Genomic DNA, 19,111 nt, shown 5'->3' with positions numbered 1-19,111 from the left:
CTCGCCTGATGGCCCTGCGCTCGCGCCTGGTGGGCTGGCTGGTGTGATCGCCTACCCCACCAGCCCCAGCCGCCCGCCGCTGTAGCCGCCCCGCTCACGCACCTCGGCGCACCAGTCCTGGTGCTCCAGGGTCCAGCGCACCGTGGCCTCTAGCCCCTGCTCGAAGCTGTGGCGCGGCTGCCAGCCCAGTTCGCTGCTGATGCGGGCCGGATCGATGGCGTAGCGGCGGTCGTGGCCCGGACGGTCCGTGACCGGCGTGATCAGGCGCGCGTGGGGGGCGCCGGCGGGGCGCAGCTCATCGAGCAGGGCGCAGATCGCCTCCACCACCTGCTTGTTGGTGCGCTCGCCATGGCCGCCCACGCAGTAGCTCTGGCCCAGCCGGCCGCGGCAGGCCGCCAGCAGCAGGGCGTCCACGTGGTCGTCCACATACAGCCAGTCGCGCACGTTGCCGCCGTCGCCGTAGAGCGGGATCGGCTCGCCCGCCGCCGCCTTGAGGATCACCACCGGGATCAGCTTCTCGGGGAACTGCCAGGGGCCGTAGTTGTTGCTGCAGTTGGTGAGCACCACCGGCAGGCCGTAGGTGTGGTGCCAGGCGTTCACCAGGTGGTCGCTGGCCGCCTTGCTGGCCGAATAGGGGCTGCGCGGGTCGTAGGGGGTGGTCTCCGAGAAGCGCCCCTCCGCCCCCAGCGAGCCGAACACCTCATCGGTGCTGATGTGGTGGAAGCGGAAATGCTCGCGCCGCTCCGCGCCCAGCCCCTGCCAGTGGGCCCGCACCGCCTGCAGCAGCTGGAAGGTGCCGCTCACGTTGCTCTCGATGAACGCCCCCGGCCCCTCGATCGAGCGGTCCACATGGCTCTCGGCCGCCAGGTGCATCACCAGGTCCGGGTCGGCCTGGCGCACCGCCGCCGCCGTGGCCTCGCCATCGGCCAGGTCCACCCGCAGCAGCTGGTGGCGCTCTGTCGCCTGGGGCAGCGCCTCGATGCTGGTGAGGTCGCTGGCGTAGCCGCACTTGTCGAGGTTGAACACCAGCGCCTCGCTCTCCGCCAGCAACCGCCGCACCAGCGCCCCACCGATGAAGCCGGCGCCGCCGGTCACCAGCACGCGGCGGCGGCCGGCCAGCAGCTCGGCGGCGGTGGGGGAGTGAGTTGGAGAGACAGACATCGCGGCAGGGACAGCAGCCATTGAGGGTGTTGAGCGGGTCAGAGACAGGGAAGGCAGATGCACGCAAGCAGTACGCTTGTACTAAGCTGGGCTTGGCTTGCGGGGGATGGGCTTCTTAGGGTGGATGGATCATCTGGGGGTGTGGATTCGGCAGCAGCTCTCGAGAGAGCCGTTCCCAAGGCCTGGCACTGGCTGGGCTTCGACATCCAGGCCGTCGTGGAAACCCTGTTTGGCGCCGTCGTTGCCCTGATTGCCCTGTTCTCCTCTTATGACCACATCAACGTCCCCCACCGCCGAATCAACCTCCCCCAGCAATGGGGCGTGTGGCTCATCGCGCTCTCGCTTCCGCTCGTTCTTGTCGATGCTCAACTGGCGTCGCGATCCCGACGTCGAGATGAGGATCGAAGCATCGCGGAGGCGCGGGAAACAGCTCGAGAAAGAGACCGAGCAGCTGAGGAACGACAACGCAATTCTCGCCTGGATCGAATCCGAGCTCGACTTGATCGAGGCCGGCTTGCCTTCGAGCTCGACCCCAGCCCCAACAACTGACGCAAGCTCCAACGACTGCTGAACCTGCTCAACAGCCCGGAGTTGGCTGATCTCTACCGCCAACCAGGCCTGTGATGCACCTGGCAGCAACCTGGATCTCGACACAGCGCTGGTCATCCCACCGCGGCCAGCACCTGCCGCAGCACCTCCCGCAGGGCAGTGCGCCAGTGCAGGGGATCGAGGCCCAGCAGCTGCCGCGTGGCGCCGCAGGCCAGCAGCGAGTAGCTGGGGCGCGGCGCCGGCAGCGGATAGTCGGCAGTGGTGATCGGGTTCACCGGAGCGGCCTGCTCCAGCAGCCCCAGCTCCAGCCCCAGGTCGCCCACCGCCACGGCCACGTCATACCAGCTGGCGGCGCCGGCGTCGCTCCAGTGCAGCACCGGCGGCAGGGGATCGGCAGCAGCGCGCGCATCGGCGTGGGTGATCAGCCGCCAGCAGGCCGCCGCCAGGGTGAGGGTGCTGGTGGGGCAGCCCACCTGGTCGGCCACCACGCCCAGCGCCGGGCCGGCGGCCCCCCGTTCGCGGTGCAGCCGCAGCATCGTGAGCGCGAAGTTCTTCCCCACCGGACCCATCACCCAGCTGGTGCGCAGGATCACGCCGCGGCCGCTGCCGCCCAGCACCTCCTCAACCTCCTCCTCACCGGCCGCCTTGCTGGCGCCATACACCCCCAGGGGCCGGCGGGGCTGCTCCGGCCGGTAGGGGCTGCCCTGGCGGCCGTCAAACACGAAGTCGGTGCTCACCTGCAACAAGCGGCCGCCCGTCTCCGCCAGGGCTTCGGCGAAGGCCCGCGGCGCGCCGCCATTCACCGCCAGCGCCAGCTCCGGTTCGCTCTCGGCCCTGTCCACCGCCGTGTAGGCGCCGGCGTTGAGCACCCAGTCGGGCCGGTGCTCCCGCACCGCCGCCCGGCAGGCGCCGGCATCGGCCAGATCCAGGGCCAGCAGGCCGTCGCCGCCGCCACCACCGCCCGTGCCGCCAGAGTTGGCGCCACTGCGGCTGGTGGCGATCAGCTCCACCCCCTCAGGCAGCCGCTGGCGCAGGGCCTGGCCCAGCTGGCCGGCGGCGCCGGTGAGCAGCACTCTCATCGCTGGGCCTCCACGCAGGCTGAGAACTGATGCACGATCGACTGCTGCTGGGTCGCGGGCTGATTAGGTTGATGAAAACCATGGCAATGCGCAGGAGCCAACGGCTGTGAACCACTACACCGCTGTTGTGAAGCAGGACGGGGACTGGTGGGTTGGCTGGGTGGAAGAGGTCCCTGGTGTGAACGCCCAGGAGTCCAGTCGTGATGCATTGCTTGAATCGCTGAAAGCGGTGCTCCAAGAGGCGCTGGAAATGAACCGCGCCGAAGCCCGCGCCGCCGCTGGCAGCTCCTACGAGGAGCTGGCACTGGCGCTGAGAAGCGCAGAGACCTGGTGCGCCACCTCAAAAAACACGGCTGCGCAGAGCTTCGCGAGGGGAGCAACCATTCCTGGTGGCACCACCCTGAACTGAACCGCCGCAGCGCCATACCCCGGCACACGGAGATCAAAGAACTCCTGGTGCGGAAGATCTGCACTGACCTGGGGGTACCTCGTCCGTAACTCACGTTCGTATCCAAAAACCCGGTCTTTCTCTGCCATGAGCCAATCCTTTGCCGTTGTGATCGAGCGGGCTGAGGGGAACTTCTCGGCCTATGTGCCCGATCTGCCTGGGTGTGTGGCCACGGGAGAAAGCCAAGAGCACGTGCTGGAGCGGATCCGCGCCGCGATCGCCTTCCACCTCGAGGGCCTGGCAGACGATGCCCAATCGACGCCGGTGCAGCGCACCAGCGTGGCCACCGTGACGGTGTAGACCAACTCACGGGAACACCTCTCCGGCCGCCACGGCCTCGGCGAAGCTGGGCGCGGCGGCGTCCTTGGCGCTCAGCTGGGGAAGGGCGCCAGCCAGGCGCGCCAGGGGCCAGGCGACCGCCAGCTGCGGGTCGTTCCAGCGCAGCGCGCGCTCACACTCCCGGCTCCACACGTCGGTGGTCTTGTAGAGCACCTGGGCGTGCTCGCTCAGGGTGAGGAAGCCATGGGCGAAACCGGCCGGTACCCACAGCTGGGCCCTGTTCTCGGCGCTCAGCTCGGCGCCCACCCACTGGCTGAAGGTGGGCGAGCCACGGCGGATGTCCACCGCCACATCGAAGATCGCCCCAACCACGCAGCGCACCAGCTTGCCCTGGGGATGGGGTGGCAGCTGGTAGTGCAGGCCCCGCAGCACGCCGGCCGCCGAGCGGGAGTGGTTGTCCTGCACGAAGCGGGTCTCGCCCGCCGCCGCGTCGAACACCCCCTGGTTCCAGCTCTCGTAGAAGAAGCCGCGGCCATCGCCGAACACGTTTGGACGCAGCAGCAGAGGCCCGGCGATCTCCACCCCGCCAGCGCTGCGCAGGTGCTCAACCTGCATGACCCACCTCCAGGCTCGACTGCAGCGCCCGGTGGTCGCTGCTGGGCTCATTGAGGCAGCGCAGCAGGTAGTCGCCATAGCCGCTCTTGCGCAGGGGCTGGGCCAGCCGCTCCAGCTGGGCCCCGTCGATCCAGCCCTGCCGCCAGGCCACCTCCTCCGGGCAGCCCACCTTCAGGCCCTGGCGGTGCTCCAGGGTGCGGATGTAGCTGCCGGCCTCATGCAGCGAATCGCAGGTGCCGGTGTCCAGCCAGGCCATGCCCCGGCCCATCAGCTCCACCCGCAGCAGCCCCTCCTCGAGGTACTGGCGGTTGAGGTCGGTGATCTCCAGTTCCCCCCGCGCCGACGGCTGCACCCGCCGCGCCCGCTCCACCACCGAGGCGTCATAGAAGTAGAGCCCGGTCACGGCGTAGCGCGACTTCGGCCGCTCCGGCTTCTCCTCGATGCTCAGCACCCGGCCGTCGGAGGCGAACTCCACCACCCCGTAGCGCTCCGGGTCGCGCACCGGATAGGCGAACACCGTGGCGGCGCTGCCGCCGCCGTTGCTGCCCTGCAGCTGGGGCACCAGGTCGTGGCCGTGGAAGAGGTTGTCGCCCAGCACCAGGGCGGCCGGGGCACCGGCGAGAAACTCGGCACCGATCAGGAAGGCCTGGGCCAGCCCGTCGGGGCTGGGCTGCACCGCATAGCGGATCGTGATCCCCCAGGCACTGCCATCCCCCAGCAGCAGCTCGAAAGCAGGCTGATCGAGCGGGGTGGTGATGATCAGCACCTCACGGATTCCCGCCAGCATCAGCGTGCTGAGCGGGTAGTAGATCATCGGCTTGTCGTACACCGGCAGCAGCTGCTTGCTCACCCCCACCGTGATCGGGTGCAGGCGGGTGCCGCTGCCGCCAGCCAGGATGATCCCCTTGCGGGACTGAGCCGGGGTGGGCAGCTGAGCCAAGGCGGGCTGCTGAGCCAAAGCAGGGGGCGTAGCTGGGAGGATGTTTGCACGAGCCGCTTCTGATGGTCGCGATCCGTCTGCTGCGCCACGCCCCCGGCGCCCCCGGCCTGCGCTGGCTCGGGCTGGGGCCCAGCCTGCGCCCCAGCCGCGGGCTGCTGAAGCTGCAGCGCCTGTTCAACCACCACGCCTTCTGGGCCCGGCAGCGCAGCTACGGCCAGCTGCGCCGGCTGCTGGGTGGCAGTCCGGTGGTGGTGAGCCTGTGGCGCGGCAAGCGGCTGGTGGGCTTCGGGCGGGCCAGCAGCGATGGCGAATGCCGCGCCGTGCTCTGGGATGTGGTGGTGGCCGGCGACCTGCAGGGCCGGGGCCTGGGCCGCCAGGTGGTGGAGGGCCTGCTCAACCATCCGCGCGTGCGCGGCGTGGAGCGGGTGTATCTGATGACCACCAACAGCGCCGGCTTCTACGAGCAGCTCGGCTTTCGCCCGGTGGGCACCCAGCAGCTGCTGGTCAGGCAGGCAGGGCGGCCATGAGGGAGCCCATCTCGATCGCCTGCAGGGCGTAGCTCCAGCCCAGGTTGCTCTTGATCCCGGCCCGCTCCAGGGCCTGCTGCATGGTGTCGGTGGTGAGCACCCCGAAGATCACCGGCACGCCGGTGGCGCGGCTCACCGCCGCCACGCCCTTGCTCACCTCGGCCACCACCACATCGAAGTGGGGGGTGTCGCCGCGGATCACGGCCCCCAGGGTGATCACCACCTGATACTGGCCGCTGGCCGCCAGCTTCTGGGCCACCAGCGGGATCTCGAAGCTGCCCGGCACCCAGGCCACATCCAGCTGGGCGCTGCCGGCGCTGGTGTCGATGCCGTGGCGGTGCAGGCAGTCGAGACAGCCGCTCAGCAGCTTGCCCGTCACCAGGTCGTTGAAGCGGGCCACCACGATCGCCGCCCGCAGGCCGGCGGCACCCTGAAACGTTCCCTCGAAAGTGGCCACGGGCACCCGCCACTGCCGTGGCGCTGATCTGCAGCCGAGCCTAGAAGCCGCCCTTCAGACCACGAAGAAGCTCATGCCCCAGTTCACCAGCACCAGCACCAGCCAGGCGATGCCGCCCAGCAGGATCAGACGGTTGGAGCGGCCGCTGTCCTCACTGCTGGCGTAGAGCACCGGCACCGCCACGATCAGGGCGAACGACGCCACCACCAGGGCCAGAACGGTGAGGGTGTTGAGGATCTGCATGGATCAGCGGGTGGGATCGGCTGGGGGCAGGCCGGCCGGTCGATTTCGGGATTCTCACATGGGGCTCCCGGCCGCCCGGGGCTGCCTGGGACGTTCCTTCACAAGTTGTCGAGCGGGGCCGATCCGCCGATCCACCCGGGAGGCCCCTGCTCCTCGCCCGCATCCCCTCCTGTACAGCCTGTACAGAATCTGGACTCGCCCGTCACGACCCCAGCCCCGCTCGCCCCCCCGGCGGCTCCGGCGCCTCCAGCCAGCCGCCGTACGATCGACTCCAGCATCCAGGGGGTCCGTGGCCGCGGAAGCCGAGCAGCAGCTCTCGCTCGTGCCCGAGGCCACCGTGCAGGGCAGCCTGTTCGCCGCGGCACCGGCTGCCGCCCCTGCGCCTACCGCCCCCGCCCCTGGTCTGGATCCCGGCCTCGAGCCCGAGGCCCTGGCCGCCGACGCCGCCGCCCGCCCCCGAAAGCGCCCCCCACAGCGCCGGCAGCCAAGCACCACCGCCGCCCCAGCGCCGCCCGCCGCCACCACCGACACCGACAGCGACCTGCCCCCCTGGCACCACCACGACCTGGTGGACCCCGCCCAGCTGCCGCCGGTGCTGCGCCACTACGTGGAGCTCAAGCGCGCCCACCCCGAGCGCCTGCTGCTCTACCGGCTGGGGGATTTCTTCGAGTGCTTCTTCGAGGACGCGATCACCGTGTCGCGGCTGCTGGAGCTCACCCTCACCGGCAAGGAGGGCGGCAAGGCGATCGGCCGGGTGCCGATGGCCGGCATCCCCCACCACGCCGCCGAGCGCTACTGCGGCGAGCTGGTGCGCCGGGGCCTCAGCGTGGCCCTCTGCGACCAGCTGGAGGAGGCCAGCGCCCGCAGCCAGGGCCGGGGCGAGCTGCTGCGCCGCGACATCACCCGCGTGATCACCCCCGGCACAGTGCTCGAGGAGGGCATGCTCGCCGCACGCCGCAACAACTGGCTCTGCGCCGTGGTGCTCGAGGGTCCTGCCGGCGGCTCGGCGGCCCGCTGGGGGCTGGCGGTGGCCGATGTGAGCACCGGCGAGTTCCGCGTCAGCGAGCGCCGCGGCAGCGACGCCCTGCACCAGGAACTGCTGCAGCTGGAGGCAGCCGAGGTGCTCTGGCCCGGCGGCGCTGCGGGCGACACCCCGGCGGCGGCGCCCGCCTGGTGTCCCGCGGGCCTGCGGCTCACGCCCCTGCCCCGCACCCCCTTCGAGCTGCCGGAGGCCAGCGCCACCCTGCGCCAGCGCTTCAACCTGGCCAGCCTCGATGGCCTGGGGCTGGGGGAGGTGCCCCTGGCCCTGCGCGCCGCCGGCGGCCTGGTGCACTACCTCGATGGCACCCAGAACGGCACCAGCGCCGGGCCGGAGAGGCGGGTGCCGCTCGACCCGCCCACCACCTGGCACGCCGGCGACGCCCTGGTGCTCGACGCCGCCACCCGCCGCAACCTCGAGCTCACCCGCACCCAGCTGGGCGGCAGCCTGCAGGGGTCCCTGCTGTGGGCCATCGACCGCACCCACACCGCCATGGGCGGCCGCTGCCTGCGCCGCTGGCTGGAGGCGCCCCTGGTGGAGCGCGCCGCCATCCTGGAGCGCCAGGACGGGGTGAGCGAGCTGGTGGGGCAGCGGCCCCTGAGGCTGGCGATCCGCCGCTTGCTGCGGCCCATGGGCGATCTCGAGCGCCTCGCCGGCCGGGCCGGCGCCGGCAGCGCCTCGGCCCGCGACCTGGTGGCCCTGGCCGACGGCCTCGAGCGCCTGCCCCAGCTGGCGGCCCTGCTCACCGGCGCCAGCAGCCCCCCCCTGCAGGCCCTGGCCCGGCCCTGGCCGGAGCTGGCCGAGCTGGCGGCCGAGCTGCGCCACACCCTGGTGGAGAGCCCGCCCCTGGCCCTCAGCGAGGGCGGCCTGATCCACAACGGCGTCGATGCCCAGCTCGACGGCCTGCGCAACCAGCTCGACGACCAGGACGCCTGGCTGGCCGGCCAGGAGGCCGCCGAGCGCCGCGGCAGCGGCATCAGCACCCTGCGGCTGCAGTACCACCGCACCTTCGGCTACTTCCTGGCCGTGAGCCGGGCCAAGGCCGGCGCCGTGCCGGAGCACTGGATCCGCCGCCAGACCCTGGCCAACGAGGAGCGCTTCGTCACCCCCGAGCTGAAGGCGCGCGAGGGCCGCATCCAGCAGCTGCGGGCCCGCGCCGCCCAGCGCGAATACGAGCTGTTCTGCGCTCTGCGCGGCCGGGTGGGCGAGCAGGCGGCGGCGATCCGCACGGCCGCCCGCCTGGTGGCCGAGCTCGACGCCATCGCCGGCCTCGCCGAGGTGGGCGCCACCGGCGGCTATTGCCGCCCCGAGATCACTCCCCCCGATGGCGCCGACGCCCGGGTGGTGCAGATCGAGGCCGGCCGCCACCCGGTGGTGGAGCAGCTGCTGGTGGAGGAGGGCTTCACCGCCAACGGCATCGCCCTGGGGAGCACCAGTGACGCCGAGGGCCCGCCCGACCTGCTGATCCTCACCGGCCCCAACGCCAGCGGCAAGAGCTGCTACCTGCGCCAGACCGGCCTGCTGCAGCTGATGGCCCAGATGGGCAGCTGGATCCCGGCCACCTCGGCGCGCCTGGGCGTCGCCGACCGCATCTTCACCCGCGTCGGCGCCGGCGACGACCTGGCCGCCGGCCAGTCCACCTTCATGGTGGAGATGGCCGAAACCGCCAACATCCTTCACCACGCCACGGCGCGCTCGCTGGTGCTGCTCGATGAGATCGGCCGCGGCACCGCCACCTTCGACGGCCTCTCGATCGCCTGGGCGGTGGCCGAGCACCTGGCCACCGCCATCGGCGCCCGCTGCGTGTTCGCCACCCACTACCACGAGCTCAACGAGCTGGCCGGCCTGCTCCCCAACGTGGCCAACGCCCGGGTGCTGGTGGAGGAGACCGGCCACGACCTGCGCTTCCTGCACCGGGTGGTGCCGGGCGGCGCCAGCCGCAGCTACGGCATCGAGGCCGCCCGCCTGGCGGGCGTGCCGGCGCCGGTGGTGCTGCGCGCCCGCCAGGTGCTCGGCCGCATTGAAGCCAACAGCCAGATCAGCCTCGGTCAGCCGGAGCCCGGCAACGGGGAGCCGGGCGCAGGGGACGGGGCGCTCGCCGCCTGAAGCCAGCCGGCCCGCAGCAGGGCGTTGCAGGCCGCGGCCACCAGACCGGCTCCGCCCTTGGAGCCCTCCAGCCGGATGTGGACCAGGCCACTCGCAGCCAGGCGGCGCTTGCTCTGCTCCACCCCCACGAACCCCACCGGCATGCCGATCACCAGGGCCGGCGCAGGCAGTGCCCCGCCAGGCGCTGGGGCCGCCACCCGCGCCAGCAGCTCCTCCAGGGCGGTGGGGGCGCTGCCGATCAGCACCACCGGCGCGGGTTCCGCCCTCCCCCCGGAAGCGGGCTGCAGATCAGCCAGGGCCGCCGCCATGCCGGCCGCCGCCCGCGTCGAGCCCGCCGGCGCCTGAGCCGGCGCCCACTCCAGGGCGCACACCACCCGGTTGGCAAAGGTGCGCCCCGCCATCGGCGCCACCGCCGCCGCCGCCATGGCCGTGTCGGTGAGGATCGGCGCGCCGGCCCGCAGCGCCGCCACCCCGGCCGCGCAGGCCCCCGGGCTGAAACGCAGCTGGCTGCTGATCGCCGGATCGCCGCTGCTGTGGATGCAGCGCTCGAGCACCTCGCGCGCCAGCGGATCCCACCCCGCCAGCAGCGCCGCCAGGGCCGGATCGGCCGCCGCCCGCTCCGCCAGCAGCGCACGGATCAGGGCGATGCTCTCGCTGAAGATCGGATGGTCGAACGGGGATTCCACGCGGGCCTGGAGGTGGTGGACGCACTGACTGTCAGTGCACTCACCTTGCTTCAGCCGCGGCGGATGGCACCCGCTGGCCTGCTCTGGCCCGCTTCCCCTTGGCTGGACCCTGATCTCTGTTTGGCCTGATCTCTGTTTGGCCCGATCCCGAACCTGTACAGCCTGTACAGAATCGGGATCAGGCCACCACACACCTACCGTCGCGCCCATGTCCGAGTCTCTGGGGGTGCAGGAGGCCAGGCGGCGTCTGCCGGAACTGCTCAGCCGCGCCGAGGCAGGCGAGCAGCTGGTGATCAACCGCAACGGTCAGCCGGTGGCCGCCCTGGTGCCGCTTTTCCAGCGTCAGGTGCCGCAGCGCCGCCGCCTGCTGGAGTTGCGGGGCAGCGGCCGCGGCTACTGGCCGCACGACGGTGCCTGGCCACACGACAAGGCCAGCGCCCCAGCACCCAGCCGTCCATGGGATCCCCACCTCCTCCCCCACGGGGCCCTGATCGGCTTCGAGGCCTCGGCCCTGATCGGCTTCCTGCAGGGAACGGCACCCAGGCGCGGGCTGCTCAGCAGGCTGCTGGAGGGCATCGCCCAGGGCTTCTGGCGGGCCCTCGAGCAGCCGCATCAGGCTGATGCGGCTGCTCGAGGGCCCGCTCAGCCAGGGCCATGAGGGCCGGGCCCAGAGCTACCGCCAGGTCTTCGCCGACGGCCAGGCCTGGCAGGTGGTGGCGGCGGATGCCGCCGTGGCCGAGGCTGCCGCCCGCCTGCGCCGGGTGCAGCCAGCCGCAGGCGGCCTCAGTGCCATGGCCGCCCTGGAGCTGGCCTGCGCGATCAGCGCAGGGGCGGCGGTGCTGGTGAGCAACGATGACCAGCTGCTGGACTGCCACCCTCTGGTGGACGCCATCGACCTGCCCCTGGTGTCCAGCTCCCGCCACGCCCGCTCCAGCCCCCGATCCAGCACCTGATGCCCATCCACCTGCTCTGGGGCGACGACGAGGCCGCCCGCACCCGCGCCGTGGAGGCCCTGGTGGCGGAGCTGGTGGATCCGGCCTGGGCGGCGATCAACCTCAGCCGCCTCGACGGCAACGAACCGGACCAGGCGGCGCGGGCCCTGGGGGAGGCGCGCACACCGCCCTTCGGCGCCGGCGCCCGGGTGGTGCTGCTGCAGCGCAGTCCCTTCTGCAACCAGTGCCCCGCCGAGCTGGCCGATCAGCTGGAGGCGACGCTGGAGCTGATTCCCCCCAGCTGCCATCTGCTGCTGATCAACCCGGCCAAACCGGACGGCCGCCTGCGCACCACCAAGGCTCTCCAGAAGCTGGTGAAGGCGGGCCAGGCCAGCGAGCGCAGCTTCGCCCTGCCCTCGGTGTGGGACGGCGCCGGCCAGGTGGAGCTGGTGGTGCGCACCGCCAGGGAGCTGGGACTGCAGCTGGAGCCGGCCGCCGCCGAGGCCCTCTCCGCCGCCATCGGCAACGACAGCGCCCGGCTGGCCAGCGAACTGGAGAAACTCAGCCTCTACGCCGCCGGCCCCGGCAACAGCCCCGGCGGCTCCGGCACAACGATCACCCTGGCGGCGGTGCGGGCCCTGGTGGCCGGCCACAGCACCACCGCCCTGGCGGTGGGGGATGCCCTGCTGGCCGGCCAGGCCGTCGAGGCGATCGCCCTGGTGGACGACCTGCTGGCGGCCGGCGAGCCGGCCCTGCGCATCGTCGCCACCCTCAGCGGCCAGGTCCGCGGCTGGCTGTGGGTGGCCCTGCTCGATCGCCAGGGCGAGCAGGACGTGGCCGCCATCGCCAGGGCGGCCGGCATCGGCAACCCCAAGCGCATCTACGTGCTGCGCAAACAGATCCGCGGCCGCAACCCCGAGCGCCTGCTGCGGCTGCTGGGCCAGCTGCTGGAGGTGGAGGCCGACCTCAAGCGCGGCGCCGAGCCCGGGGCCGCCTTCCGTGATGGCGTGCTGCTGGGCACCGCCAACCTGCCGGGCACAACCGCTGCGGGCTGAGGGCAGATAATCGCAGCGATCGATGTGCGGACCGCGTGGGGCGGCCGTGGTGCCATGGCCCTGCTGGTTCAGAAGTTCGGGGGCACCTCGGTGGCCGACGTGGAGCGCATCCAGGCGGTGGCTCAGCGCGTTGCCCGCTGCCGCGAGGACGGCCACGAGCTGGTGGTGGTGGTGTCGGCCATGGGCCACACCACCGATGAGCTCACCGGCCTGGCGCGGGCGATCTGCAGTGAGCCGCCGCAGCGCGAGATGGACATGCTGCTCTCCACCGGCGAGCAGGTGTCGATCGCCCTGCTGTCGATGGCCCTCCATGCCCTGGGGGTGCCGGCCGTGTCGATGACCGGCACCCAGGCCGGGATCGTGACCGAATCGGCCCACGGGCGGGCCCGCATCCTGGAGATCCGCACCGAGCGGCTGCGGCGGCTGCTCGACGACGGCCAGGTGGTGGTGGTGGCCGGCTTCCAGGGCACCAGCAGCGGCGCCGCCGGCACCCCCGAGATCACCACCCTGGGCCGGGGCGGCTCCGACACCTCGGCGGTGGCCCTGGCGGCGGCCCTCGGCGCCGAGGCCTGCGAGATCTACACCGACGTGCCGGGGGTGCTCACCACCGACCCGCGCAAGGTGGCCGATGCCCAGTTCCTGGACACGGTGACCTGCGACGAGATGCTGGAGCTGGCCAGCCTGGGGGCCGCCGTGCTGCATCCGCGGGCGGTGGAGATCGCCCGCAACTACGGCGTGCCGCTGGTGGTGCGCTCCAGCTGGAGCGACGCCCCCGGCACCCACCTCACCAGCGGCAGCCCCCAGCCAATCGGCAGCGGCGGGCTGGAGCTGGGCAAGCCCGTGGACGGCGCCCAGCTGGAAACCCAGCAGGCGGTGGTGGCCCTCTCCCACGTGCCCGACCGCCCCGGGGTGGCCGCCCAGCTGTTCGAGGCCCTGGGCGCCGCCGGCCTGAACGTGGACCTGATCGTGCAGGCCACCCACGAGGGCAGCCAGGGCGGCGGCTACACCAACGACATCGCCTTCACCCTGCCGGAAACCGACCTCGACCACGCCCAGCTGGTGTGCCGCGAGGTGCTCAGCGCCATGGGTGCCCCCCTGGTGGAGGACAGGGCCGAGGAGGCGGCCCAGGACAGCCCAGATAACACCGGAATGGCGGCTCAGCTGCGGGGCGAGGGCGGTCTGGCCAAGCTCAGCATCTCCGGAGCCGGGATCATGGGCCGGCCCGGCGTGGCAGCCCGCCTGTTCGACACCCTGGCCCGCTGCGGTGTCAACCTGCGCCTGATCGCCACCAGCGAGGTGAAGGTGAGCTGCCTGGTGGCCGGCGAGCAGGGCCAGCGGGCCCTGCGGGCCGCCGCCGACGCCTTCGAGCTGCAGGAGGGCCAGCTGCTGCACAACCCCGAGCTCTGCCGCCTGGAGGCCCCGCCGGTGCGCGGCGTGGCCCTCGACCGCGACCAGGCCCAGGTGGCCGTGCGCCGGGTACCGGACCGTCCCGGCACCGCCGCCGCCGTCTGCCGCGCCCTGGCCGATGCCGGCATCAGCCTCGATGCCATCGTGCAGTCGGAGCGCACCCACGCCGAGGCCGGCCAGCTCAGCCGCGACATCAGCTTCACCCTGCGCCGCGACGAGCGCTCCCGGGCCGAGCGGGCCCTGGCGCCGCTGCTGCGGCAGTGGCCCGGCTCGCGCTTCGAGGAGGGTCCGGCCATCGCCCGGGTCAGCGCCGTGGGGGCGGGCATGCCCTGCATTGCCGGCACGGCGGCGCGCATGTTCCGTTGCCTGGCGGAGGCGGGCATCAACATCGAGATGATCGCCACCAGCGAGATCCGCACCAGCTGTGTGGTGGCGGCCGCCGACGGCGTGCGCGCCCTGCAGACGGTGCACGCCGCCTTCGGCCTGGGGGGCACCACCGTGCACCGCGCCGAGGGCAGCGAAGCGCCGGTATCGAATGCGGGCGCCCCGGAGCTCAGGCCTTGCCCACCAGCTTCTGGCGCAGGCCCTTGATGCGATCGCGCAGGTTGGCGGCCTCCTCGAACTCCAGGTTCTTGGCGGCCTTCTTCATCTTCTCCTCGAGCTGCTGAATCAGCTCCGGCAGGGCATCGAGGGGCACCCCGTTGTGCTCAGCCTGCTCGCTGGCCTCCTCCAGCTGTTCGTCATTGAGGCGGCGCGACACCTCCAGGAAGGCCAGGATCGCGTTGCCGGCCCGCTTGCCGGCCGCGGTGGGGGTGATGCCGTGCTTCTCGTTGTAGGCATGCTGAATGGCGCGACGGCGTTCGGTTTCGGAAATCGCCCGGGCCATCGAATCGGTGAGATTTTCGGCATAGAGCAGGGCCGTGCCCTCCACGTGGCGGGCGGCGCGGCCGATGGTCTGGATCAGGGAGCGCTCGGCCCGCAGGAAGCCCTCCTTGTCGGCATCGAGAATCGCCACCAGCGACACCTCCGGCAGATCCAGACCCTCGCGCAGCAGGTTCACCCCCACCAGCACGTCGTATTCGCCGTTGCGCAGGTCCTGGATGATCTCGATGCGCTCGATCGAGTGGATCTCCGAGTGCAGATAGCGCACGCGCACGCCATTCTCGGCCAGGTAATCGGTGAGGTCTTCGGCCATGCGCTTGGTGAGGGTGGTCACCAGCACCCGCTCCTGCTTTTCGGCCCGGATACGGATCTCGCATAGCAGATCATCCACCTGGCCCTCGGTGGGGCGCACCTCCACCACCGGATCGAGCACGCCGGTGGGCCGGATCACCTGCTCCACCACCTGCCCCTCGCTGCGGCCGAGCTCCAGGGTGCCCGGAGTGGCGCTCACGAAGATTGTCTGCCTGGCCTTCTCCCAGAACTCCTCGGCCTTGAGCGGGCGGTTGTCGGCGGCGCTGGGCAGGCGGAAGCCATGCTCCACCAGCACCTGCTTGCGGCTCTGATCACCGTTGTACATCGCCTGCAGCTGGCTGCAGGTGACGTGGGACTCGTCCACCACCAGCAGCCAGTCGTCGGGGAAGTAGTCGATCAGACACTCAGGCGGGGTGCCGGCGGCCCGGCCGGCCAGGTGGCGGGCGTAGTTCTCCACGCCGTTGCAGTAGCCCACCTGCTCGAGCATCTCGAGGTCGTAGGTGGTGCGCTGCTCCAGGCGCTGGGCCTCCAGCAGGCGGCCCTGGCCATTGAGCCCATCAAGCCGCTCGCGCAACTCGGTGCGGATCGCCTGGATCGCGTCCGCCAGCCGCTCTTTGGGGGTCACGAAGTGCTTGGCCGGATAGATGTTGATGGCATCCAGGCTCTGCAGGATCTCGCCACTGGTGGGATCCACGTAGCGGATCGCCTCCACCTCATCGCCGAACAGCTCGATCCGCACCAGCCGGTCTTCGTAGGCGGGGCCGATCTCCAGCACATCGCCCCGCACCCGGAAGCGGCCGCGGCTGATCTCCACGTCGTTGCGGCTGTACTGGTTGTTCACCAGCTCCCGCAGGGAGCCGCGCAGGTTGAGACTGTCACCCACCTGGAACTTCACGGCGGCCTTGAGGTATTCGCTGGGAATCCCGAGGCCATAGATGCAGCTGATCGAGGCCACCACGATCACATCGCGGCGCTCAAACAGCGAGCGCGTCGCCGAGTGGCGCAGCATGTCGATCTCTTCGTTGATCGACGCCGTCTTGGCGATATAGGTGTCCGAGACCGGCACATAGGCCTCGGGCTGGTAGTAGTCGTAGTAAGAGATGAAGTACTCAACGGCGTTGTTCGGGAAGAACTCCCGCAGCTCGTTGCAGAGCTGGGCCGCCAATGTCTTGTTGTGGGCCAGCACCAGCGTGGGGCGCCCGGTGTGGGCGATCACATTGGCGATCGTGAACGTCTTGCCGGTGCCGGTGGCCCCCAGCAGGGTCTGGTAGCGCTCGCCCCCGTCCACGCCCCGCACCAGGCCCGCAATGGCGGTGGGCTGGTCGCCCTTGGGTTCGTAGGGAGCGTGGAGCTGGAAGAGGCCGGCCATGGCCCCATTCTCACTGGGGAGGGCGCCGGTGCGCGACCCGGCTGGGCCGACTCAGGCTCAGGCGGCGGCTCCGGAGATCAGGGCGGCGACGCGGTTGAAGTCGATCTCGAGGCCGAGCCTGCGCAGGATGAGGGCCGAGAGCACGGCGTACACCACGGCCCCCAGAGCGGCGCTGAGCAGGCCGCGCTCGAGCCGGAAGCCCTTGATCAGGGCGGCCGCCAGGCCGAACAGGATCACGGTGATCAGCCAGTTGAACAGCAGACTCACCGGACTGATCAGGCCGCCGAGGCTGGTCACCGCCCAGACCGGGCCGAGCAGCAGCCTCAGGGGCCAGATCAGCAGGGTGCCCAGCAGGCCGATCACCACCGACGAGAGCAGGGCGGTGCGGAAGCTGTCCACCTTCACGCCGAGCGGAAGCCAGTCAACGATCAGCAGAATCAGCGCTCGGATCGGCCACTGCAGCAGCCAGATGAAGGCTCCCATCGTTTCGTTTGTACGGTCGGCGCCAAGTTAGACGCGGATGCCGCCGCCGCAAACACCCAAAATGTGCGCCGTTACAGGCGGGAGGTCGCCGTCACGCCGGCGCCCAGGACCTCGCGCAGGCCGCGCACCACCGCCACCATCGCCAGCTCGTCGCTGAGCCGGTTCACGGCCGATCCCACGCCCACCCCGGCGGCCCCGGCGGCGATCGCCAGCGGCACGGTCACGGCCGACAGACCGGAGGCGCAGAGCACCGGGGTGTCCAGGCCGGCGGCAGCCAGGGCCCGGCTGATGCCGTGGGCGGCGGCCAGGGTGGGTGCGGCCTTCTCGATCAGGCCCAGGTTGCCGGGGCTCACGGGCCGGGCGCTGGTGCCGCCCTCGGTCTGGATCAGGTCGGCGCCTACAGCCACCAGATCCACCGCCAGCTGCTCCTGCTGATCCAGCGGCAGCACATGGGGCACGGTGACACTCAGCACCACCTCGGCCAGCAGCGCCCGGGTGCGACGGGTCAGCTCCAGCACCTCGGCGGCAGCGAAGATCCGCCCCTGGGGATAAAACGCGTCGTAGTTGCCGATCTCCACCAGGGCGGCTCCGGCCTCCACGGCGGCGGGGAACAGCTCAGGATCCACCGCCGACACGCAGATGGGCAGGCTGCCGGCGGCAGCGGCGATGCGCACCAGCTCGGGATCACAGGCGATGTCGATCAGATCGGCGCCGCCGCTGCCGGCGGCGCGGGCGATGCGGGCCACGGCGACGGCATCGAAGTTGGTGAGGCCGGCGATCACCTTGAGCAGGCGGCGCTGGCCGAGGGCGGCGCGCAGCGGGGCGGGCAGGCGATCGAGACGCGACATGCCGGAGGAAGCACAGTGGGGGTGATTCTCCCACCCCAAGCCCACGGCCCCCTGGAGCGGCGACCACCACCGCCTGCACCGGCTGCTGCGGCGCCAGCCGGAGCTGCTGCCGCACGGCACGCCGCTGCTGCTGGCGGTATCGGGCGGGCAGGACTCGATGGCCCTGCTGGGGCTGCTGCTGGATCTGCGCGCGCGCCACGGCTGGCAGCTCAGCCTCTGGCATGGCGATCACGGCTGGCGGCCTGAGTCTGCGCAGCAGGCAAACCAGCTGGCGGCCTGGGCCCACAACCGCAACCTGCCGCTGTGGCTGGAGCGCTGGCAGCGGCCGGCCGCAGAGCGCCCCAGCGAGGCGGCGGCGCGCCAGTGGCGCTATGGGCAGCTGGCGCAGCGGGCCCGCCAGCTGGACAGCACCCGGGTGCTCACCGGCCACACCGCCACCGACCGGGCCGAAACCCTGCTGCTCAACCTGGCCCGGGGGTCTCACCGCCGCGGCCTGGCCAGCCTGCGGCTGCGGCGCCAGCTGGACGGCACGGTGGAGCTGGTGCGGCCGCTGCTGGAGTTCGACCGCCGCGATACGGCCCGCATCTGCCGCGATCTGGAACTGCCGATCTGGACCGACAGCAGCAACGCCGACCGGCGCTTCAGCCGCAACCGTCTGCGCCTGGAGGTGGGGCCGGTGCTCAACGCCCTGCACCCCGGTGCCGATCGCCGCATCGCCCGCGCGGCGGAACAGCTGGCCCAGGCGGAGGGGGCCACCGGCGAACTGCTGCGGCTGGCCCTGGAGCCGCTGTTGACGCCGGCCCCGCCCGGGGCGGTGGCCGCGGGCCTGGACCGGCGGCGACTGGCGGCCCTGCAGCACGGCAATCAGGCCCAGCTGCTGATGCACTGGCTGGAACTCCACAGCGGCCGGCGCTGGCCGGCGCGCTGCCTGGAGGCGCCGCTGGAGCGGCTGGCGCCCGAGCGTGGCCCCGGCAGAGCCGATCTGGGCAACGGATGGCAACTGCGCTGGCAGGGACCCACACTGTGGCTCTGCCGTGATTCCGCCCCCGCAGACCCATGAGCCTGACGCCCGAAATCCTGCAACAGCGCTACGCCACGATCGAACGGCTCTACAGCGAGCGGGAGTGGCCCCAGGTGGAGGCGCTCAGCAAGGCGCTGCTGGGCGAGCTGCCGGCCGATCCCGCCGATCCGGTGCGGCTGCGGCTGCAGCTGCTGCTGGGCCACACCCGCCTCTATGGCCTTGGCGCCGTGGGCGACGCGCGCGACCACTACCAGGCCGTGCTGGACAACTGCAATGAAACCACCCTGCGCGAGATCGCCGAGCAGGGTCTGCAGCAGTGCACCCAGGTGGAGGAGGGCAAGAGCCTGCCCACCCCCGCTGAGCCGGCGGCCAGCCTTGGCGAGATCGCCGCCACCGCCGCCGCTACCGCCACCGGAACGGCGGCGATGCCCTGGATGGAGGAGCTGACGGTGGAGGTGGTGGAGGAACCGGAGCAGCTGGAGGTGGCCCAGGCCGATCCCGGCAGCGCTGAGGATCTGGAGCTGGAGAGCGCCCCCGCCCTGGCCGGCGGCGGTCGGCCGGCCCGCCGCCCGGCCGATCCCCTGGCCTTCGATCCCACCCGCCTCAGCGCCCGGGAGCTCGAGGAGCTCAGCCGGGGGCTGCTGCGGGTGCGGCTGGCCTGAGGCCCGGAGAG

Annotated in this window: 22 protein-coding genes; 12 read left to right on the top strand and 10 right to left on the bottom strand. The window is 71.9% G+C overall.

Annotated features, from left to right (window positions below):
* Positions 1-51 precede the first annotated feature (51 nt).
* Positions 52-1,161, bottom strand: a complete 1,110-nt coding sequence (gene rfbB, locus KBY96_RS03445) for a dTDP-glucose 4,6-dehydratase (RefSeq protein WP_254977815.1) — start codon at positions 1,159-1,161, stop codon at positions 52-54.
* Between the two features lie 141 nt (positions 1,162-1,302).
* Here rfbB and KBY96_RS03440 point away from each other — a divergent pair, with 141 nt between their 5' ends.
* Entirely contained in the window at positions 1,303-1,710 is a 408-nt protein-coding gene (locus tag KBY96_RS03440; RefSeq protein WP_254977814.1) for a hypothetical protein, read from the top strand.
* 113 nt (positions 1,711-1,823) lie between these two features.
* Here KBY96_RS03440 and rfbD read toward each other — a convergent pair whose 3' ends face one another.
* A complete protein-coding gene (rfbD, locus tag KBY96_RS03435) occupies positions 1,824-2,789 on the bottom strand; it encodes a dTDP-4-dehydrorhamnose reductase (protein ID WP_254977813.1) in 966 nt (321 codons plus the stop codon).
* A gap of 106 nt (positions 2,790-2,895) precedes the next feature.
* Between rfbD and KBY96_RS03430 the strand changes: the two genes are divergently transcribed.
* Genes KBY96_RS03430 through KBY96_RS03420 form a run of 3 tightly spaced genes read left to right on the top strand, consistent with a single transcriptional unit; the run spans position 2,896 to position 3,537 of the window.
* Positions 2,896-3,198 carry a type II toxin-antitoxin system HicB family antitoxin gene (locus tag KBY96_RS03430; RefSeq protein ID WP_254977908.1) on the top strand — a complete coding sequence of 101 codons (303 nt, stop codon included), beginning with the start codon at positions 2,896-2,898 and terminating at the stop codon, positions 3,196-3,198.
* Complete coding sequence (locus KBY96_RS03425; RefSeq protein WP_254977812.1) at positions 3,120-3,287, top strand: type II toxin-antitoxin system HicA family toxin; 168 nt, start codon at positions 3,120-3,122, stop codon at positions 3,285-3,287. Before KBY96_RS03430 ends, KBY96_RS03425 begins: the two co-directional genes overlap by 79 nt.
* A 37-nt stretch (positions 3,288-3,324) precedes the next feature.
* Positions 3,325-3,537 carry a type II toxin-antitoxin system HicB family antitoxin gene (locus tag KBY96_RS03420; RefSeq protein ID WP_254977811.1) on the top strand — a complete coding sequence of 71 codons (213 nt, stop codon included), beginning with the start codon at positions 3,325-3,327 and terminating at the stop codon, positions 3,535-3,537.
* 6 nt (positions 3,538-3,543) lie between these two features.
* Here KBY96_RS03420 and rfbC read toward each other — a convergent pair whose 3' ends face one another.
* Entirely contained in the window at positions 3,544-4,131 is a 588-nt protein-coding gene (gene rfbC, locus KBY96_RS03415) for a dTDP-4-dehydrorhamnose 3,5-epimerase (protein ID WP_254977810.1), read from the bottom strand.
* Positions 4,121-5,071, bottom strand: a complete 951-nt coding sequence (gene rfbA / locus KBY96_RS03410; RefSeq protein ID WP_254977809.1) for a glucose-1-phosphate thymidylyltransferase RfbA — start codon at positions 5,069-5,071, stop codon at positions 4,121-4,123. Before rfbA ends, rfbC begins: the two co-directional genes overlap by 11 nt.
* Positions 5,072-5,133: 62 nt before the next feature.
* On the opposite strand from rfbA, the gene KBY96_RS03405 reads away from it, so the two are divergent.
* Positions 5,134-5,598 carry a GNAT family N-acetyltransferase gene (locus KBY96_RS03405; RefSeq protein ID WP_254977808.1) on the top strand — a complete coding sequence of 155 codons (465 nt, stop codon included), beginning with the start codon at positions 5,134-5,136 and terminating at the stop codon, positions 5,596-5,598.
* On the opposite strand, the gene ribH is transcribed toward KBY96_RS03405, so the two are convergent.
* Positions 5,576-6,055 carry a 6,7-dimethyl-8-ribityllumazine synthase gene (ribH, locus tag KBY96_RS03400; RefSeq protein ID WP_254977807.1) on the bottom strand — a complete coding sequence of 160 codons (480 nt, stop codon included), beginning with the start codon at positions 6,053-6,055 and terminating at the stop codon, positions 5,576-5,578. The two genes, KBY96_RS03405 and ribH, sit on opposite strands and share 23 nt — an antisense overlap.
* Before the next feature lie 54 nt (positions 6,056-6,109).
* Complete coding sequence (gene psbZ / locus KBY96_RS03395) at positions 6,110-6,298, bottom strand: photosystem II reaction center protein PsbZ (protein ID WP_254977806.1); 189 nt, start codon at positions 6,296-6,298, stop codon at positions 6,110-6,112.
* A gap of 289 nt (positions 6,299-6,587) precedes the next feature.
* Between psbZ and mutS the strand changes: the two genes are divergently transcribed.
* Positions 6,588-9,443 (top strand): DNA mismatch repair protein MutS, encoded by a 2,856-nt coding sequence (mutS, locus tag KBY96_RS03390; protein WP_254977805.1) that lies wholly within the window; start codon positions 6,588-6,590, stop codon positions 9,441-9,443.
* On the opposite strand, the gene KBY96_RS03385 is transcribed toward mutS, so the two are convergent.
* Complete coding sequence (locus KBY96_RS03385; RefSeq protein ID WP_254977804.1) at positions 9,386-10,129, bottom strand: precorrin-8X methylmutase; 744 nt, start codon at positions 10,127-10,129, stop codon at positions 9,386-9,388. The genes mutS and KBY96_RS03385 overlap by 58 nt on opposite strands.
* A gap of 208 nt (positions 10,130-10,337) precedes the next feature.
* On the opposite strand from KBY96_RS03385, the gene KBY96_RS03380 reads away from it, so the two are divergent.
* Genes KBY96_RS03380 through KBY96_RS03365 form a run of 4 tightly spaced genes read left to right on the top strand, consistent with a single transcriptional unit; the run spans position 10,338 to position 14,114 of the window.
* Positions 10,338-10,787, top strand: coding sequence for a type II toxin-antitoxin system Phd/YefM family antitoxin (locus KBY96_RS03380; RefSeq protein ID WP_254977803.1), 450 nt, complete (start codon positions 10,338-10,340; stop codon positions 10,785-10,787).
* Positions 10,750-11,082, top strand: coding sequence for a hypothetical protein (locus KBY96_RS03375; RefSeq protein ID WP_254977802.1), 333 nt, complete (start codon positions 10,750-10,752; stop codon positions 11,080-11,082). The genes KBY96_RS03380 and KBY96_RS03375 overlap by 38 nt, the downstream gene beginning before the upstream one ends.
* The gene (gene holA, locus KBY96_RS03370) at positions 11,082-12,116 is read left to right on the top strand and encodes a DNA polymerase III subunit delta (protein WP_254977801.1); all 1,035 of its coding nucleotides are present in this window, start codon (positions 11,082-11,084) and stop codon (positions 12,114-12,116) included. Before KBY96_RS03375 ends, holA begins: the two co-directional genes overlap by 1 nt.
* A gap of 54 nt (positions 12,117-12,170) precedes the next feature.
* Positions 12,171-14,114, top strand: a complete 1,944-nt coding sequence (locus KBY96_RS03365) for an aspartate kinase (RefSeq protein ID WP_254977800.1) — start codon at positions 12,171-12,173, stop codon at positions 14,112-14,114.
* Here KBY96_RS03365 and uvrB read toward each other — a convergent pair.
* From uvrB to KBY96_RS03350, 3 genes are all read right to left on the bottom strand, one after another.
* Positions 14,077-16,086, bottom strand: a complete 2,010-nt coding sequence (uvrB, locus tag KBY96_RS03360) for an excinuclease ABC subunit UvrB (RefSeq protein ID WP_254977799.1) — start codon at positions 16,084-16,086, stop codon at positions 14,077-14,079. The two genes, KBY96_RS03365 and uvrB, sit on opposite strands and share 38 nt — an antisense overlap.
* A 57-nt stretch (positions 16,087-16,143) precedes the next feature.
* Positions 16,144-16,569: a phage holin family protein gene (locus KBY96_RS03355; RefSeq protein WP_254977798.1), complete on the bottom strand. Its 426-nt coding sequence runs from the start codon at positions 16,567-16,569 to the stop codon at positions 16,144-16,146.
* A 71-nt stretch (positions 16,570-16,640) separates the two neighbouring features.
* Positions 16,641-17,417: a DUF561 domain-containing protein gene (locus KBY96_RS03350; RefSeq protein WP_254977797.1), complete on the bottom strand. Its 777-nt coding sequence runs from the start codon at positions 17,415-17,417 to the stop codon at positions 16,641-16,643.
* 73 nt (positions 17,418-17,490) lie between these two features.
* On the opposite strand from KBY96_RS03350, the gene tilS reads away from it, so the two are divergent.
* Both tilS and KBY96_RS03340 read left to right on the top strand, forming a co-directional pair.
* Positions 17,491-18,477: a tRNA lysidine(34) synthetase TilS gene (tilS, locus tag KBY96_RS03345; RefSeq protein WP_254977903.1), complete on the top strand. Its 987-nt coding sequence runs from the start codon at positions 17,491-17,493 to the stop codon at positions 18,475-18,477.
* Positions 18,474-19,100, top strand: a complete 627-nt coding sequence (locus KBY96_RS03340) for a hypothetical protein (RefSeq protein ID WP_254977796.1) — start codon at positions 18,474-18,476, stop codon at positions 19,098-19,100. The genes tilS and KBY96_RS03340 overlap by 4 nt, the downstream gene beginning before the upstream one ends.
* The last annotated feature ends 11 nt before the right edge of the window (positions 19,101-19,111 follow it).

This window comes from Cyanobium sp. ATX 6A2, from assembly GCF_024346355.1.
Taxonomy (GTDB): domain Bacteria; phylum Cyanobacteriota; class Cyanobacteriia; order PCC-6307; family Cyanobiaceae; genus NIES-981.
Note: the sequence above shows the minus strand (reverse complement) of the source record. Positions and strands in the feature narration are given on the sequence as shown.